The following is a 17,476-nucleotide window of genomic DNA, read 5'->3' as shown; positions in this document are numbered from 1 at the left end:
GAACCCCCGTTCGAACATCGCCCGTGCAATGTCGGGGCTGCATGCTTCAATGAAGTCAACAAGTGATAGTTGATGCGAAAGGTGCAGGTCATGGCTATTTCTATGCCGCAGGACTTCGAGCATGAGCTCGCGTCGATGCTCAACGGCGAGAGCGTTGTGATCGACGGCGCGCCCGGCACCGGCAAGTCGGCGTTGCTGCGCACGTTCATGGAGGTGAACGACGCACTACCCGATAGCCAGCGCAAACGGGTGCTGCCCGTCGCGCTGCTGGGACGCGCGGCGAGCGGCATCAGCGGGCTGACGATCGACTCTGCATTCAATTTCGATCCCTTCATGACGCTCGGCGACGTCCTGCCGGGCGGTTCCTGGGACATCGACAGTGCAAAGCTGCTGCTCAGCTTGATTGAGACATTAATTATCGACGACGCCCACAACGTCAACACAGAGCTCCTGTTGATGATGAGCGTCGCCCTGCAGCGCGTGCGAAAGAACAACGAACCGTTTGGGGGCGTGCAACTCATCGCTGCGGGAGAATTGGCTGGGCCCGACTCACCGCTGGAGATGATGCTGGAGGAGGCAAGGCAGGATCCCGAGCGTTACGTGTTCCTCTCCTTTGACGGTGTCAGTTTTAGCGTCAGCTACCACGTCGTTCGCGTTCACGCGGTGGTTGTGGAGCGTGGCCAGGTCGTTGCGGACTTTGGCACGTGGCTCAACCCGATGTCTGACTTGGGGCAGTTCGGCCTCGACAACGAGGTTCCTCCGGGTGGGGTTGCTATCGCGCCGCAGCTCGAGGACTTTTGGCCGCTGCTGCTACGGCAGGCTGCAGGTGGCATTGTCGTCGGCGATCGCCTGGAGATGGCCCAGGACGCCGGCCGCTACCAGGCACGAGGCCTCGACATGGAACTCGGCGACGGTATCGACGCCGAGGCACTCGACATCATCATTGAGGGCAGCGACGTCATCGAACGCGCGCACTCCATGGCGCTCGATTTCCTCTCGGGGGACGTCGAGATCCCCTACGTGCGGCCGGTACCCGACGCATCCGATACACAAGAAGGCGCACTCTTCCAGCCGTTTTGGGCGCCCGCCGCTCCTCTCAAGCTCGATCAAACTCGCGCGACCGACTCCGATAACGCATGGGCAGCCTTCTCCGGCTCCGGCGTGGAAGTCAGCGACCAACGCATGCTCCAGCAGACTGCCCTGCGGCTTTCTTCCTGGGGGATGTCTCGCGGCGTTTGGACGAAGCGGGCCGAAGAGGAGGTGCGCAAACGCGCCATCATGACAGGGCTGACGCAGGTGTCCCTCCCGGAGGGCAAAGAGCAAAACATCGACATTGCTGCGCTGCTCTCCCCAGGCATGAGGGTGGTGTTTACGGGCTGCCGCGAAGCCATCAGCTTCTACGACGGCGAAGAGCAGCTCATCTCCGCCTGCGATTCGTGCGGGCTCATCTTCGAAGACAGCGTCTCTGCAACCACGTGCGATGTCCTCGTAGCGTGGGACCCGGCATCCATGTCGCGCAAGGCAAGAACCGCCCGGGAGCTGGGCATCCCGATCGTCTCGTTCGCCGATTTTGAGGACTGGTATAGGTACTACACGGGTTCGCCCTACGAGACCTTCCTCGCCGACATCCTCGAGGAAGGCCACCAGGTGGCGTTCCGTGGGTCGATCGTCATCAACGGGATCCACATCACCGACGGTGCACGCATGGCGCTCCTGTGCGACGAGCTCGGCCTCGTGTACAGCCCGGAAATCCCCATCTCACTTTGCGACGCCCTCATCACTGACGACCTGACCGCCAGCCAGTACGGCATACCACTCATCCCAGTGGATGCATTCGGCGCGTGGGTGAACAGGGAGTTCGCATCCAAGGGCCAGTTCTTCACCGAAGACTTCTTCATCCCCGTCGAAATCTCCGGTCTGTATGGCCCGGACGAGCTGCTTTCCAAGATCGACGAGAGCAAAGCTTGACCCTGACGTAACGTCAGACTGCACAATGGCTGCCATGACCAACAACGAAGCGCTGTACACAGTCGGCGAAGTAGCCAACGCATTCGGGATCACGGTGCGCACCCTGCACCACTGGGAGCAGGCCGGCCTCGTCGAACCTGTGTATCGCAGCTGGTCAAACTACAGGCTGTACACGCCAGATGACCTGGAGCGCATCCAGCACATCCTGGTCTACCGGACCACTGGCATGAAACTGTCTGAAATCAAAGAAGTACTCTCCCACCCCACCTCGAACCGGGAGCACCTGCGCAGGCAACACGAACGCCTGCTTGAGGAGCGTTCGCGGATCGATGGGATGGTGGTGGCCGTCGAAAAGTTATTGGAGCAAGCAATGAATAACCACAAACCAACCCTTGAAGAAGTCGGCGAGATCCTCGGCGACCCGAACTACACCGAACACCAAGCCGAGGCGCAAGAGGCCTACGGCGACACGCCCGGCTGGGCGCAGTACCAGGGTCGCACCGGCAACTGGGGCGCGAGCGACTGGGAGGACAGCAAGCAGCGTTTCGACGCCATCGATACCAAACTCGCCGACGCTGTTCGCCGCGACGTGCCCACCGACAGCGCGGAAGCCGCCGAACTCGTCGAACAGCACCGGAAGGTGATCGGGCAGTTCTTCGACGTCACCCCGGAGATGCAGTTCCAGATCTCGCGCGGCTACATCGCCGATGAACGCTTCAAGCGCTACTACGAAGAACGCCAACCTGGCCTGGCGCAGTGGCTCGCCGACGCCATCGCGCACGCCACCGGCCACGGCGACGAGAGCAAGGACTAGCCGGGCCTAGCGCAGCAGGCGTTTCCCCAGCCGCAGCGCAAGCGCCATCGCGTCCGCGACCCGCTTGCCGCCGCCAGCGCCGACCCCGCCGAGCGGCACGTAACGCTGCGCCGCCACGGTACGGGCCTCGGTGTACTTCAGCAGGCCTTCGTCGCCATGGCGTCGCCCCACGCCTGACTGTTTCCACCCGCCCATCGGCGCGTCCATCGATGCCCACGCGGCCGCGTACCCCTCATTAATGTTCACGGTCCCGGCGTGCACGTGCCCCGCGACCACGCGCGCCTCGTCCTCCGCGCCCCAAATCGAGGCGTTGAGCCCGTAGTCGGTGTCATTCATCTTCTCGACGCCCACCTCCGGCCCATCCACCACCTCCACGTAGACGACCGGCCCGAACACTTCCTCGCGGTACAGATCGGCGTCCTCCGGGACGTCCACGAGGATGGTCGGTGCGTAGAACGTGTCGCCGAGCTGCGGTAGCGCTTCTCCACCGGTCAGGACGGTGGCGCCTTTGGTCACGGCGTCGTGGACGTAGGCGTCGATGCGTGAGAGGTGCTCCGCAGAAATCAACGAGCCAACATCGTCACCCCACCCGTGCCCAATGCGCAGGCGTTTCGTCAGCGCCACAAACTGTTCAAGGAACACTTCTGCCACGGCGCGGTCCACGTAGATCCGCTCCACGGAGATGCACAGCTGACCGGTATTGCTGAAGCACGCGTCAACGGCGCCACGCGCCGCCGTCTCGGGGTCCGCGCTGGCTAAAACCAGCAGTGGATTCTTCCCGCCCAGCTCAGCGGAAAACCCAATCAGACGCTCCCCGGCCTGCGCGGCAAGCTTCCTGCCGGTGGCGGTAGACCCTGTGAACATGAGGAAATCGCATCGCTTCACGATCTCCTGCCCCACCGTCCGCCCACTTCCTTCCACAACCTGGAACAGATCGGCTGGCAGCCCAGCCTGCACCAACAGCTGGTGGGCGCGCTGCGCGGTGCGCGGGGTTTGCGTATCCGGCTTCAGTACCACGGCGTTGCCCGCAATCAGTGCCGCCACCGCATCCGACACCGCCAACGAGAGCGGGTAGTTCCAAGGTGCAATCACTCCCACCACGCCTTTCGGTGCCCGGTGCACCTCGGTCCATGTCACCACCGGCATAGCGCCCCGCACTCGGGCTGGCGTCAGCAGCGCCTTCGCGCGGTACGCGTAGTGGCGGGCGGTAATCGCAACATCCATGACCTCGTCGAACGCGTTGTGTTTCGCCTTACCTGTCTCCTGCTGGATCAGGTCCACCAATTCGTCGCGGTGCGCCAACACCAGGTCGTGGTAGCGGAGAAAGATGCGGCTGCGCTGGCGAAGAGGTGTCGTCGCCCAGGCGCGCTGTGCCGCGCGTGCAGTGTCGAAAGCGTGCTGTACTGACATGCAGCCCAGGTTAGCGTCGCCGCGCCGCCATGCGGCTGAACTTTTCCACCCGGCGCGAATCCCCATAGATCTGTACCTGCTCGCCAGCCACCAGGACCATGTGCCCAAGCACCGGTTGCCAGCGGTCCTCCCGGCGCACGGCAATCACCTTCACGCCGTGGCTCTGCCACAACGCCTGCTCGTCGAGCGGGCCCGCCACGTGCGTCGGCACCACCGTGTGCACCAGCGCCGTGCCCGAGGACAACTCCACGTAGTCGAGGTTCGCCCCACGCACCAGGTGCGCCACGCGCCGCCCCATCGCCTCCTCCGGGTGCACCGCATGCGGCACACCGATCTGGTCCAGGATGCGCCCGTGCGCATTGCCGGAGGACTTCGCCCACAAATTCTCGACGCCCACATCCACCAACAGCGAACACGTCAAAATCGACGCCTCCACGTGCGCCCCGCCGATCGCCACGACGACGCCGTCGAACTCCGAAATGCCCAGCTCATCAATCGTGGCCACGTCCGTGCAGTCCGCCTGCACCACCTTCGACAGCAGCCCGTTGTTGCGTTTCACGGCGGACTCTTCCAGATCGATGCCGACGACGGTGGCGTCGTCAAACATGAGCTCCCGGCCCACCGCCGAGCCGAACCTACCCAGCCCAAGCACCGCGTACGTGGGCGTTCCAAACTTAACCAATGATCGGCCTTTCATAAGGAAGCAACATTTTCGACGCCGGCTCCGCAAACGCAAACGCCGTCGCCACAGTAATCGGACCCAACCTGCCAACAATCATCATAAAAATAATGACCAACAACGAAGCCGCATCCAGATGCGGCGTAATACCCGTGGACAACCCCACCGTGCCAAACGCCGACAGCACCTCAAACAACACCTCCGACAGGTGAAACGGCGTCAGCGCCAACAACGCGAACGTCGCCGCCACCACCAGCGCGCCACTGAGCATCACCACCGTGATCGCCTGGTGCACCACCTCCACCGGGACACCTTTGCCCAGCATGACCGGCTGCGTGCGTCCCCGCACCACCGCCGACACCGCCGCCACCAGCACCAACACCGTCGTGATCTTCACGCCGCCCGCGGTGCCGGCCGGGCCCGCCCCCACAAACATGAACAGGTCCATCGCAAACAGCGTCGGCTCGTGCATCCCGCCAATATCGACAGAGTTGAACCCGCTCGTGCGGGTCTGCACCGCCTGAAACAGTCCCGCCAACACCGCATCCGACGCCGGCAACCCACCCAGCGTGCGCGGGTTGTTCCACTCCATGACGAGGATGGTGGCCGTCGAAAAGCAAAGAAGGAAGAGCGTACCCGCAACCACCATGCGCGTATTCAACGTCCACCGGTACAGGCGCAACACATCTCGCCGAAACTGAAACAGCACCGGAAACCCCAAACCACCAATAATGATCGCCGCCATGATGGGCGCGCAGACCCACCAGTCCCCCACAAAGCCGGTCATGTTGTCCGAATAGAGGGCGAACCCCGCGTTGTTAAACGCCGACACCGCATGAAACACCCCATGCCCCAACGCGCGCGGCAATGGGTAGCCCAACGCCACGAACCGCGCCGTCAACGCCAGCGCGACCAGCGCCTCCACCACGATGCTCACCAGCAGGACCCGCCTCAACAGCGGCGCGATCCCGCCCACCGCCGTACGACGCTCCACCGCCGAAATCACATTCGCACTCAAATTCGCTTTGCGGACCACCGCCTGACCCAGAATCGTCGCGAAGCTCATCACCCCGAACCCGCCAACCTGGATCAACACGGCAATGACCACCTTGCCGAACGTAGTCCAATACGTCGCCGTATCCACAATGGCTAGGCCGGTTACACACAGCGCGGACGTCGCCGTAAACAACGCCGGCAACAGCGGCAACCCACCCGGATTCACAGTGGAAGCCGGAAGCATCAGCAACACGGTGCCCACGAACAGGGCTACCAGGAAGCCGAACAAGATCACCGCCGCGCTATTGAGCTGGCGGTGCCGAATGTCAGCAGGCACCAGCGGAACATTACGCCAGCGGGGTGCGGGTGGCAAGGGTTTTGAACTTTTCGAGTGTAAAGTGTGAGGGGTATTCCCCTCTTGCCTGAAGTCACCCGTTCAGCGGACTGGCTGCGGAGGGGTTTTCTTGTCGCTGAGTAGCTATGGAGTGGGCGCCAGTGCCAAATCTGACATCGTTTGTTGTCTAGCATATTTTTGCCAGCAACTTTGAAGCAATAGACCTTATTCGATTGCGTCTTTTGGCACTCCGACCGATAGCCCCGACACCAAATTCCGCCGCAAGCAATCAGCGACCTGGGCTTTTACGAACCCACGACGCCAAAATGCAGGAATTTGGTGCACCCCACCCACGAGAGAACTAACGCTCGGCCAGCTCGGCCTCGATCCACGCCTTGCGGGCCTGGCGCTGCTCCTTCCAATGCGCAAGCGCCTCGACGGCCTCGATGCGTTGCTTCTTGAACACCAGCATGGACAGTGGGAACGCCACGATCAGGGCCAGCAGGGCCGACATGATCAGCGGCACGGGCGCCCCAACCGCGACGGCTAGCAGCTGGATCACCACGGTAAGGGCGATGAAGAGGAGGAGCCGATACAGCCCATAGATGGCGGCGGCTTTGTTGGCGCGACGCTTCGCGCTCGGATCTACTTCGGGTGCTTCACTCATGGGGGCCATGGGGACTTAGCCTAACGCAAAGGTGGACCAGTATGTTAGAGGGCATGGGAAGGCTTCTACTCATCGCTCTGATCATTCTGGCTGTGTACTTGATGTGGCGCGCGTTCGGCCCGGGGTCGAATGCACGGTATGGAGGGTACGGGGTGCAGCAGCAGGAACAACCGCCGGTTATTAAGGGGCCGGATGATGATGAGGAGTTCCTGTGGGAGATCGAGAAGAATAGGTTTAAAGAACGCCGGGCCCGCGAGGAGGCGGAGCGCCGGCGTCGTGAAGAGGAGGAGCGTCGGAGGAAGCGCGGCGAAGACTAGCTGCGCGTTGCTTCCTCGGCGAGGACCTCGGGCAGCTTCTCTGCCCAGGCCAGGGAGTCGCGGACGCCCTGCTCGATGGTGAGTTCTGGGGACCAGCCGAGTACCTCGCGCGCCTTGTCGATGCGCGGTGCGCAACCGGCGACGTCGCCCTCGCGTGGTGGTGCGGTGGTGACCTCCATGTCGGAGCCGCTGGCGGACTTGAACGCCTCCGCGAGCTCGAAGACGGTGGTGCCCGTGCCGGTGCCCAGGTTGATGACCTCGTACGGGGCTAGGTCGGCCTTGAGGGCGGCGACGTGGGCGCGGGCCAGGTCCCAAACGTGGACGTAGTCGCGCAGACCAGAGCCGTCGCGGGTTGGCCAGTCGACGCCGGTGACCGTGAACGCCTCACCCCTCTGGTGGGCGGTGATCATCTTGCCCAGCGCGTGGGACGGCAGCGGGTTCTGCAGGCCGGTGCGCAGCTGTGGGTCGGCACCGATCGGGTTGAAGTAGCGCAGGGCCACAGCCTGGATCTGGCCGGCGGCAGCGGCGTCAGCCATGACGTGCTCCAGCATCCACTTCGACGCGGCGTACGGGCTGGTTGGCGCCACAACGGAGGACTCGTTGACGGTGAAGTCCTCGTCCGCCTGGTACATTGCGGCGGTCGAGCTGAGCATGACGCGCTTGACGCCGCGGTCGCGAAGGACCTGCAGCATCTTGGTTGCGCGGCCGACGTTGACGTCGTAGTACTCGAGCGGCTGCGCGACGGACTCCGGCACGATGATCTTGGCCGCGCAGTGGATGACGGCTTCGATGTCGGGGTGGTCGTCGAAAATTTTGTTGAGCAGCTCGGTGTCGGCGATGTCGCCCTCGTAGTGGTCGAAGCGCTCTGCGAAGACGCGCAGGCCAGTGGAGTAGTCATCCAAGATGACCGGGGTGATGCCTGCGTCGGAGCAGCACGATGCAATTGTGGAGCCGATGTAGCCGGCCCCTCCTGTAATCAGTGTTTTCATTAGTTCAATCCTGCGTACGAGTGAAGTCCAGCAATGACAGTATTTACATAGGTCATGTTAAAGATGGTCATGGCCAAGGCAAAAACGTTGATCCACGCGGCCTTCGAGTTCTTCCAGCCGGCGGTGGCGCGCGCGTGGAGGTAGGCGGCGTACAGAATCCACGTGATCATGGACACGGTTTCCTTCGCGTCCCAGCCCCACGGGCGACCCCAGGCGACCTCAGCCCAGATCGCGCCAAACACAATGCCGATTCCGAACAGCGGCAGCGTAATAATCGCCGTCTTGTAGGTGATCTGGTCGAGCGTCTTCGCGCTCGGCAGTGGCTTCGCAATCGCGCCGAAAAACCCATGCTCCTCGCCGCGCGGCTGCCACATGCGCAGCAAGTACAGCAGCGCAAAGATGCCCGACACAATACCTATCGACGCCCCCACCGACACCGACGAAACGTGCACCGGCAGCCAGTAGGACTGCAGCGCCGGCACCACCGGCGCCACGTGCATGTGGAACACCGTGGAGTTCAAGAACATCGCGATCGCCATCGGGGCGAGCAGCCACGGCCAGATGGTGTGCCAGTTCTTGCGCTGCACCACGATCGCGGCTGCGACCATCACGACGGCCGTCATGGCCAGGATGTACTCGTACAGGTTGCCGAGCGGGAAGCGCTTCGCCGCCAGCCCGCGCGTAATGAAGGACGCCACGTGCAGCACGATGCCGAACCAGATCAGCGCCTGCGTCATGTTCGCCCACTTGCGAGCGCCGGCGACGCGGCGGTCGTACTCTGCCTGGTCGAAGGAGTCGGAGGGGGCGTCGATAAGCTCGGAGCCGCCCCCGGCCCCCACGGCGACTTTTTGATCCATGCGGGCGCGCTCGCGGCGCATGTCGAGCACGCCGAACATGCGCCCGTAGTAGATACAGGACATGATCAGCGCAGCCAGGTACAGGATGAACGCGGTGCGGAACGTGAGGTCTGAAAGGTCCGCCATCGTGGAATCGACAAGCATGGGGAACAATCTACCGCGTCATCGCAGGTTAGCCAAGGTCATCAACCTCGAAGGAGGGGTTCTCCTCCTCCGAAACGCCCAGGATTTCCTCCACGATTTCGTCGAACTCGGCGCCCCACCCGGCGCGGTCCGTGCGCGCCAGGCCGGCGAGCTCCACGTGAGTGCCGGTGGCCGTCGGGGTCAGGCGGATCCACAGGCGGCGGCGCTTGATGGTCAGCGAGCCGGCCAGCGCGGCCAGCATGAGCACCGAGGTGGCCAGCATCCAGCCCTGGGTCGGGTCGTGGGAGATTTGGTAGTTGGCGTACTCGGCTGCGCCATCGAAGCGCACGCGGATGCCGCCCTCAAGGGTGGTTTCCTCCCCCGGCACCAGGTTGACGCGCTCCACCTTCTGCAGGCGCCCCTCGGCGATCAGGTTCTGGTCCAGCACGAAGATGTTCTGCGGGCGGCCGGTGTCCAGGCCGGCGTCGCCGACGTAGATGTCTACTGCCATCGCCGGGTCCTGCATCGCAGGGAAGCCGGACTGCAGCATGTCGCCGTTCACGCCGGTCCACTGGGCGGTGGGCGCGAAGTTGCCCTCGATGGCGATCTGGTGCTCGCGGCGCTCGGTGAGGTCCGGGTACATGCCGGCCGGCGGGTCGAAGCGCATCACGCCGGCGGACAGGAAGTTCTGCACGTCCGTGGGCCTAAACTGCACCATCTGGGTGCGCGACTCCCCGTTCGGCCAGGTGATGGTCACCTGGGGGGCAAAGCCGTGCCCCTGCAGGTAGACGCGGTTGCCGTCCACGCGCAGCGGGTGGTTGACCTGCAGCGTGAAGTCCTGCCACTGCTCGCGCGGGGCGGCCACGTCCGGGGTGTAGGCCACGTCCGACCAGAACCCGTTCGCCTGTCCAGTGTTGAGGTACTCGGCGCGGAAGTTCTTCGACTCGATGCAGAACGGGTGCAGGCCAGTGCCGTCGAAAAGCGGGCCGGCGCGGAAGACGTCGAAGTTCGCAGGCGACGTATTACAGAACTGGCGCGGCTGCTCCACAGGCACCGCGTACTGCGACTCGGACTCGGTCACCATGATGACCTGGCCCTCGTAGAAGACCATGCGGCCCGCCGCGAACGCCACAATCATGCCCACCAGCCCGATGTGGAACAGCAGGTTCATCAGCTCGCGGGAGTAGCCGCGCTCCGCCGAGATGGAGAACACCCCGGCGCGGTCCTCCTCCGGCTGGTAGGAAGCCACGTGCCACTTGCGCAGCACTGCGCGCGCCTTCGCCTCCAGCTCTTCCTTCGGCGTATCGACGTCCCCTTCCGCATGCAGCGGCATCCTGGACAGGTACTTCGGTGCCCGGGTCGGCGTGGCCCGGTACGCGCGCCAGTGGTCAATCGAGCGCGGGATGATGCACCCGACCAGCGACACCATCAGCAGCGTGACGATGGCGACGAACCAGGTGGAATCGAAGACGTCGAAAAGCTGCAGCTTGTCGTAGATGGGCCCCATGGTTGGGTTGGCGCGCAGGTAGTCGTCTACCAGCGTCGCGGAGACCGTGCGCTGTGGCAACAGCGCGCCCGGTATGGAGGCGAGCGAAAGTAAGAACAGGAGCAGCAGCGCGGTGCGCATACTGGTCAGCCAGTGCCACGACCTGCGTAGCCACGTCCATGCAGTGCTCATTTAAATCACCGTTGCTCCATATCCGAAGACGAGCTGGCGCGTCCAGCCGATAAACACGTTCCAGGCCCCGGTCAGCAGCAGCAGGCCGACGATGACCATCGCTACCCCGCCGATCACCTGGATGGTGCGCGAGTGCTTTCGCAGCACCTCGATGCTACGCACCGCTTTCGCCGAGCCAAGCGCCACCAGCAAGAACGGCAGCCCCAGCCCGAGGCAGTACGCGATGACCAGCAGCACGCCGCGCGCCGCGGTCATGCCCGCCGTCCCCACAGAAACGGACACGATGGCGGCGAGCGTCGGCCCCAAGCACGGGGTCCACCCGAGCGCGAACACCCCGCCGAGCAGCGGCGCGCCCAGCAGCGTGGTCCACTTCTTCGGCCGCAGCCGCGTGTCGTTTTGCAGCGCGGGCACCCAACCGGCGAACACCAGGCCCATCACAATCGTGACCACCCCACCCGCACGCATGAGGGTCTCCGCGTTGAGCGCCACCGCGCTCACCGCACCGAAGACAGTCACGGTGGCCAGCAGGAACACCACGGTGAACCCGAGGATGAACAGGCCCGCCGCGCCGGCGACGGCCCAGCGGCGCCGCGTCACCGACACCCCGCGCTCATCCACGTTAAGCTCGCCGCCCACGATGCCCGTCAGGTACGACATGTAGCCCGGCACCAGCGGCACCACGCACGGCGAGGCGAAAGACGCCAACCCGGCCAGCGCAGCCGCCAGCATCCCCAGCATCAGCGGCCCCTGGGAGACCAGCTCCGATAACGCCTCCCCCACTTAGGCCTCCGCCTCCTGGTGCAGCGTATTCGCCAGGTCGATGATCTCCTGGGCGGTGACCTCCCGCAGGAACACCGCCGCCGGGCGGTGCTGGGTGTCCAGCACGATCGTCGTCGGTATCACGGAGCTGGGCACGCCGCCCAAGAACGCGGCAGTCTTAAACGGCGGGTCGTAGATGGATGGGTAGGTCACCCCGTTGTCCTTCATGAAGTCGCGCGCAATGTCCGCGTTGTGGTCACGCACGTTAATGCCCAGCACGGTGCCGAAGCCCTCGATGGACTCCTGCACCTCCTGGAGGTCGTCGACCTCCGCACGGCACGGCGCGCACCACTGGCCCCACGCGTTGAGCACCACGACCTCGCCGTCGAAGTCGCTGAGCGAAATCTCGCTGCCCGGCTCCATCAGGGACTCGCCGGAAAAGTCCGGCAGCGGCTTACGCTCCTCCTGCGGGTAGAACAGCTCCACCTGCCCGCCCGGCGAGTGGAACGCGAAGGACTCGCCGTTGTCGCTGGCGCTCGAGCACCCGCTCAGCAGCACGGCTGCGGCAACGAATGGGACAAGGCTGCGGCGCACGGTCATAGGGTCCTTCCAGGTTAGATCGCGGATGCGGGGGTTGAGTATGACCAGTCAACAACAACGTCATCATCGAACACAAGTGACGTCACACTGGCCAGCTCGCAGCGACGGCTCGCGTGCGCGAAGGGCTTGCCCTGCACGTAGCGCTGCACCGTCACGATCGGCAGCTGGTGGCTCACCAACACGGCCTCGTGGCCCTCGGCGCGCTGGCGGGCGTCCTCAATCGCGACGTCCATGCGGGCGAAGATGTCCTCGTAGGACTCGCCCCAGCTCGGCTCCCAGGGCTTGAGCATGTGGCGCCACCGGATCGGGTTCCACAGCTGGGAGCGCCACCCCTTGGTGCGCAGCCCCTCAAAGGTGTTGCCGGCCTCCAGGATCTCCTCCCGCGTATCGATCTCCAGGCCGGTGACCTCCGCAATCGGCTGCGCGGTCTCCTGCGCGCGCAGCAGCGGGCTGGCCGCCAGGTAGGTGACGTCGCGGCCCTCGAAAAACTTCGAGGTCGCAGCGGCCATCGAGTATCCGCGGGAGCTGAGGTGGTAGCCCGGCAGTCGCCCGTAGAGGATCTTCTTCGGGTTGAACACTTCACCGTGGCGCACCAGGTGGACAACACTTCGCGTCATTTATTGGCCCTCCGGGGTCGCGGCGGCTGCGGCCTTCGCAGCCGGGACGAGCGCGGCCTCGATGGTGGCGAAGTCGTCGTCGGTCAGCGCCGTGGAGACGAACCAGGTCTCGAACGGGCTCGGGGACGCGTGCACGCCGTGGTCCAGCAGCGCGTGGAAGAACGGCGCGTAGCGGAACGTGTCCGCCGCCTTCATGTCGTCGAAGTTGTGGCCCTCGCTCTCCGCGAAGCGCACCGACAGCATCGTCGACGCGCGCTGGATGTGGTGCGCCACGCCCTCACGCGTCAGCGCCGAGCTGACCAAATCTTCCAGCCTGTCCGCGTTGCGGTGCAGCACCGGGTAAATATCCTCGCTGGCCAGGCGCAACGACGCCATGCCCGCAGCCATCGCCACCGGGTTTCCGGACAGGGTTCCTGCCTGGTACACCGGCCCGTTCGGCGCAAGCTTCTCCATTACTTCTCGACGCCCACCAAAGGCCGCCGCCGGCAACCCACCCGAGATGACCTTGCCGAAGGTCGTCAGATCACCCGCAACACCATCGACCCCGTACCAGCCGGAGTAGGAGGTGCGGAAGCCCGTCATCACCTCGTCCAGGATGAGCAGAGCGCCGTTGGCGTGGCAGACCTCCTTCAGCTTCGCGTTGAAGTTGTCCTGCGGCGCCACCGTACCCATATTGCCGGCGGCCGCCTCCGCGATCACGGCAGCAATCTGGCCCTCGTTTTCCGCGAACGCCCGCTTCACTGCCTCAATGTCGTTGTACGGCACCACGATCGTGTCCGCCGCCTGCGCGCCGGTCACCCCTGGCGAATCCGGCAGAGAGAACGTCGCAATGCCGGAGCCTGCCGACGCCAACAGAGCGTCCACATGGCCGTGGTAGCAGCCATCAAACTTAATAATCTTCGGGCGCTGCGTATACCCGCGCGCCAGGCGCACCGCCGACATCGTCGCCTCAGTACCCGAGTTGACCATGCGCACCTCCTCCACGGACGTACGCTGCGTAATCATCTCCGCGATCTCCACCTCGGCCTCCGTCGGCGCACCGAAGCTCAACCCGTTCACCAACGCCTTCTCGACGGCCTCCAGGATCGCCGGGTGCGCATTCCCGTGGATCATCGGGCCCCACGAATCCACCAGGTCGACATAGGAGTTGCCGTCGACATCTACAAGCGTGCTGCCGAACGCCTTCTCGATAAAGCGCGTCTGCCCACCCACCGAGCCAAACGCGCGCACCGGCGAGTTCACCCCGCCCGGCGTGACCCGCTGAGCACGCGCAAACAACTCAGCAGAACGAGCAGTATTTTCTGAAGTCAGGTTCGTCTTCGTCATAGTTGCCTATCCTAGGCGATATGAAGATTGCATTTTTAGGCCTCGGCCGTATGGGTACCGAATTAGCACTCAAGCTTGTCAGTGACCACGACCTCACGGTCTGGAACCGCACCGCAGCGAAAACCGCCCCGCTCGTCGAGCGCGGCGCCACCGCCGCCGACACCCCCGCAGACGCCGTCAAAGGCGCCGACATGGTCATCACCTCCCTGTTCGGCCCCGACACCGTCCGCGAAGTCGTCATCGAACCCGGCCTCATCCCCGACGGCGTCACCTGGGCCGACGCCACCACCATCTCCCCCGCCGACGCCGACTCCTTCGCCGCCGCCGTCCCCACCTTCGTCCACACCCCCGTAGTCGGCTCACTCATCCCGGCGCGCGCCGGCAAGCTCGGCGTCTACGTCGGCGGCGCCACCGAGCAGCGCCGCAAGGAAGTCGCCGAGGTCGTCGCGCCGTGGGCCGCCGCGAACCCGGAACGCCTCAAGGTCGTCGACACCGCCGCCCAGGCCGCGACGGGCAAGCTCATCGCCAACCTCGCCCTCGCAGTGACCATGCAGGGGTTCAAGGAGGCACTGCACATCGGCAACGCCCAAGGACTTGACGACGCCACCATCGTCGACATGCTCGGCTCCACCGGCCTCGAGTTCATCGTGAACATGAAGTCCCCCTTCCTGCTCGGCGAGCGCGACACCAACCCCGGCGACTTCTCCACCGACGCCATCGAGAAGGACGCGCGTTTGATGCTCGCCACCGCCGAGGCCGCCGGCAAGGAGCTGCCCGCCGTGGCAGCCGCAGTTGCCTCCCTGCAGGAGCAGCAGAAGAAGGGCCACGGGGACGAGGACTTCTCCTCAGTGGTGGTGTACCGCTAATTTTCTGGGAAGCGAGTGCCAAAGGACGCAATTCTTGTTCGGGGAGGACGCAAAAGCCCAGGTCGTGAAAAGGGGGTTGCGTCCTTTGGCACTGGCACGGTTGAGAGGGCACCAATTTCCTGGATTTTCGCGCGGCGGTTTGGAAAAGACCAGGTCGCGCAAACTGCGTGAGGGAATTTGGTGCGCGCATCCGCTTACGCTTTCTTCGCCTGCCTCCGGAACGCGCCGAACATGATCACCACGATCAGCCCGATGGCGATCCAGTTGGCCACCTTCGCGTACTGCTCCAGCACGTACACGACGGGCTCCCCGATCCACCAACCGAGGGCGAAATAGCCCAGTGACCACAGGGTTTTCGAGATGAAGTCCAGCACCATGAACTTCCACAGCGGCATGCCGGTCATGCCCATCAGGACGAAGACGACGAAGGCGATGGGCAGCGGGATCGGTACGTAGGCGAGGAAGATGCCCAGCCAGCCGAGTTTGAGGGCCCACGTTTCCACGCGCGCGATGTTGCGGGCGCTGCGTTTGGAGTTCTGCGCCTGCACGTCCAGGATGCCGCGCCCCCACAGTTTGCCGGCCCACCAGTAGATCCAGTCGAACTTGATGGCCATCAGCGTGCCGATGAGCAGGTAGCCCAGCCAGTGCTGCACCTCGCCAACGGCGGCGAGCGCGCCTGTCGACGCCGCACCAATCCGAGAACCCGTAATCGCCAGCATGATGGGCGGGTGCAGGCCGAGTAGCCAGGCACGAAGCGGGATCATGGCGAGGCCGAAGAGGCCTACGAAGCCGAACCAGCCAAGGCACCAGTAGTCAGCCTTGGTTGGTTTGCTGTTCCAGGGCATGCCTGGTTGTTCCCACCATTCTGGTTCGGGTGTGGTCTGCTCCTCGCTTTGCATAAGCAGAGAGTGTACCTACCTAGAACATATTGAGAACTCCTGGGTTGGTGGCTACCACGATTCCGACGATCGCCAGCAGCCCGAGCACTACGCCGGCGATGATGCCACCGGTGGAGGAGCCGTCCTTCTCCGGGGCGGCCAGCGTGGCGCACTCCGCCTGCACAGGCTTGTATTCGGCTTCGGCGCGTTCGGTGGCTGCGCGGGCCTCGGCTGCGGCTGCCTTGGCGGTCGCAGCGGCAGCAGCCGCATCCTCCTGCGCCTGCTTCGCCGCGGTCAGCGCTTCCTCGGCTGCGGTCTGTCGGGCCGGTTGCGCCTCCTTGGCGGCGGAAAGCTCCTGCTCACGCTTTGCCACGAGCTCCTCCGCGGCCCGCAGCGCGCGTGCGGCTTCCAGGGTCCGCTCCGCCTTGTCGACGTCCCCTTCGCGCTCCTCGAGCGTTTGACGCTTGGTGGCGTCGCCAAACTCGATGGCGTGCTTGAGGCCGTCGTAGTAGGTATTGAAGCGCTCGGTGTACTCGTCGACGGTGAACAGTGGAGTGCCCTGCTTCATCCAGTGGGTGGCGAAGGTCTGCGCGTGTGCAATACGCCACGGGTACCCCTGGTACCGGAAGGCTTTGGTGTTCACGGCGAAGCCGGTGGCGCGCATGTCCGGGTTGACGATCGCCATGTAGTGGCCAGCGCCCGCCTCGAATGGCTTCTCGCCCTTCTCAATCGCCTCGAAGTACGCGACGCGCTCCTCGTGGAACCAGCCCTTGAACGGGTTGTCGTAGTTCCAGGACAGGTTGTCCCATCCGTTCTTCGAGTGCCCGCGCGGCAGCTGGTGCGACCAGTTCACGTTTACCTGGGCCTGCGCCATCAGGAAGTCGGAGACGGGCAGGGCGGGCTGGCCGTCGCTTTCGCGGAGTTCATTGGCCTCGGGCAGCCAGCCGATGGCTGTCTTCATGTTGTCCAGGTGGGTGGCGTCGTCGGTCTCACCGATGTGGGTGTCGTCCGCGATGCGGTAGCCCGTCTGCCCCGCCACCGGGTCTTCTTCTTTGAAGCGGAAGTCGGTGTTCAGTTCGGCGACGGCGTCGGTTGCGCCCATGGCTTCGAAGAAGCCGAGGGAGCCGCGGTCGAACTGCTGTTGCGCCTCGGCCTTGCTGGCTTCGAGGGCGGCGGCTGCTTCGGCGGCCCGCGCCTTCGCGTCCTCGAGCGCCTGCTGTGCAGATTCCGCCGTCATGCCGGCGGGCACTGCGGACTGTTTCGCGGTGCGGTCGGTGGTGGCGTCGTCAAGAAGGCGTTGGGCGGCGGCGACCATGCCCTTTGCTGCCTTGAGTTCTTCCTGGGCGGCGGCGACGTCGCGCTGCGCCGCATCGAGCGTCTGCTGCGTGGCGCGCTCGCGGTCCTGCGCATCGCGCTGCTTCGCGGTGGCGTCCTTCACCGCGTCGACAAGTGCCACGCAGCGAGCTTCCGTGAGCTGGGCGGTGTCCTCCGCCATGGCCTGCGGGGCCACCAACATGGCCGCTGAGCAGGTAGTAACGAGCATGAGTCCAAGCTGCTTCTTCATACCGGCAGATTAGCAGGAAACTTTAGTAATTTTC

The 17,476-nt window shown here is 64.5% G+C and carries 17 protein-coding genes; 4 read left to right on the top strand and 13 right to left on the bottom strand.

The window, feature by feature from the left end:
• Positions 1-90: 90 nt before the first annotated feature.
• Positions 91-1,968, top strand: a complete 1,878-nt coding sequence (locus QP752_RS00905) for an AAA family ATPase (RefSeq protein ID WP_284804008.1) — start codon at positions 91-93, stop codon at positions 1,966-1,968.
• Positions 1,969-2,002: 34 nt separating this feature from the next.
• On the top strand, positions 2,003-2,782 hold the full coding sequence (locus QP752_RS00900; protein ID WP_284804006.1) for a MerR family transcriptional regulator: 780 nt from the start codon (positions 2,003-2,005) through the stop codon (positions 2,780-2,782).
• Positions 2,783-2,788: 6 nt separating this feature from the next.
• Here the strand turns inward: QP752_RS00900 and QP752_RS00895 are convergent, their stop codons facing one another.
• The 4 genes from QP752_RS00895 to QP752_RS00880 form a co-directional block, all read right to left on the bottom strand.
• Positions 2,789-4,192, bottom strand: coding sequence for a succinic semialdehyde dehydrogenase (locus QP752_RS00895; protein WP_284804005.1), 1,404 nt, complete (start codon positions 4,190-4,192; stop codon positions 2,789-2,791).
• Between the two features lie 10 nt (positions 4,193-4,202).
• Positions 4,203-4,874, bottom strand: a complete 672-nt coding sequence (locus QP752_RS00890) for a TrkA family potassium uptake protein (RefSeq protein ID WP_284804004.1) — start codon at positions 4,872-4,874, stop codon at positions 4,203-4,205.
• On the bottom strand, positions 4,867-6,204 hold the full coding sequence (locus tag QP752_RS00885) for a TrkH family potassium uptake protein (RefSeq protein ID WP_284804003.1): 1,338 nt from the start codon (positions 6,202-6,204) through the stop codon (positions 4,867-4,869). The genes QP752_RS00890 and QP752_RS00885 overlap by 8 nt, the downstream gene beginning before the upstream one ends.
• Positions 6,205-6,562: 358 nt before the next feature.
• A complete protein-coding gene (locus QP752_RS00880; protein WP_284804325.1) occupies positions 6,563-6,868 on the bottom strand; it encodes a DUF4229 domain-containing protein in 306 nt (101 codons plus the stop codon).
• A gap of 53 nt (positions 6,869-6,921) precedes the next feature.
• Between QP752_RS00880 and QP752_RS00875 the strand changes: the two genes are divergently transcribed.
• Positions 6,922-7,185, top strand: a complete 264-nt coding sequence (locus QP752_RS00875; protein WP_070477766.1) for a hypothetical protein — start codon at positions 6,922-6,924, stop codon at positions 7,183-7,185.
• On the opposite strand, the gene galE is transcribed toward QP752_RS00875, so the two are convergent.
• Genes galE through hemL form a run of 7 tightly spaced genes read right to left on the bottom strand, consistent with a single transcriptional unit; the run spans position 7,182 to position 14,134 of the window.
• Positions 7,182-8,174, bottom strand: a complete 993-nt coding sequence (gene galE, locus QP752_RS00870; RefSeq protein WP_284804001.1) for a UDP-glucose 4-epimerase GalE — start codon at positions 8,172-8,174, stop codon at positions 7,182-7,184. The genes QP752_RS00875 and galE overlap by 4 nt on opposite strands.
• Complete coding sequence (gene ccsB, locus QP752_RS00865; RefSeq protein WP_070477403.1) at positions 8,174-9,175, bottom strand: c-type cytochrome biogenesis protein CcsB; 1,002 nt, start codon at positions 9,173-9,175, stop codon at positions 8,174-8,176. The genes galE and ccsB overlap by 1 nt, the downstream gene beginning before the upstream one ends.
• Positions 9,176-9,203: 28 nt before the next feature.
• Positions 9,204-10,832 carry a cytochrome c biogenesis protein ResB gene (locus QP752_RS00860; RefSeq protein ID WP_070477401.1) on the bottom strand — a complete coding sequence of 543 codons (1,629 nt, stop codon included), beginning with the start codon at positions 10,830-10,832 and terminating at the stop codon, positions 9,204-9,206.
• The gene (locus QP752_RS00855) at positions 10,833-11,570 is read right to left on the bottom strand and encodes a cytochrome c biogenesis CcdA family protein (RefSeq protein WP_284804323.1); all 738 of its coding nucleotides are present in this window, start codon (positions 11,568-11,570) and stop codon (positions 10,833-10,835) included. It lies immediately after the preceding gene.
• Positions 11,571-11,612: 42 nt separating this feature from the next.
• A complete protein-coding gene (locus QP752_RS00850; protein ID WP_284803999.1) occupies positions 11,613-12,191 on the bottom strand; it encodes a TlpA disulfide reductase family protein in 579 nt (192 codons plus the stop codon).
• A 14-nt stretch (positions 12,192-12,205) separates the two neighbouring features.
• Positions 12,206-12,808 (bottom strand): histidine phosphatase family protein, encoded by a 603-nt coding sequence (locus tag QP752_RS00845; RefSeq protein WP_284803998.1) that lies wholly within the window; start codon positions 12,806-12,808, stop codon positions 12,206-12,208.
• On the bottom strand, positions 12,809-14,134 hold the full coding sequence (gene hemL, locus QP752_RS00840) for a glutamate-1-semialdehyde 2,1-aminomutase (RefSeq protein ID WP_070975700.1): 1,326 nt from the start codon (positions 14,132-14,134) through the stop codon (positions 12,809-12,811).
• Between the two features lie 20 nt (positions 14,135-14,154).
• Here hemL and QP752_RS00835 point away from each other — a divergent pair, with 20 nt between their 5' ends.
• Positions 14,155-15,000 carry an NAD(P)-dependent oxidoreductase gene (locus QP752_RS00835; RefSeq protein WP_284803997.1) on the top strand — a complete coding sequence of 282 codons (846 nt, stop codon included), beginning with the start codon at positions 14,155-14,157 and terminating at the stop codon, positions 14,998-15,000.
• Between the two features lie 194 nt (positions 15,001-15,194).
• On the opposite strand, the gene QP752_RS00830 is transcribed toward QP752_RS00835, so the two are convergent.
• Both QP752_RS00830 and QP752_RS00825 read right to left on the bottom strand, forming a co-directional pair.
• Positions 15,195-15,899 carry a DedA family protein gene (locus QP752_RS00830; RefSeq protein ID WP_284803995.1) on the bottom strand — a complete coding sequence of 235 codons (705 nt, stop codon included), beginning with the start codon at positions 15,897-15,899 and terminating at the stop codon, positions 15,195-15,197.
• Between the two features lie 19 nt (positions 15,900-15,918).
• Entirely contained in the window at positions 15,919-17,442 is a 1,524-nt protein-coding gene (locus tag QP752_RS00825; RefSeq protein WP_284803993.1) for a CAP domain-containing protein, read from the bottom strand.
• Positions 17,443-17,476: the final 34 nt, after the last annotated feature.

The sequence above is a fragment of the Corynebacterium sp. UMB10321 genome (assembly GCF_030228725.1).
Lineage (GTDB): Bacteria > Actinomycetota > Actinomycetes > Mycobacteriales > Mycobacteriaceae > Corynebacterium > Corynebacterium pseudogenitalium.
The sequence above is the reverse complement of the archived record's forward strand: the minus strand, read 5'-3'. Positions and strand labels throughout refer to the sequence as shown.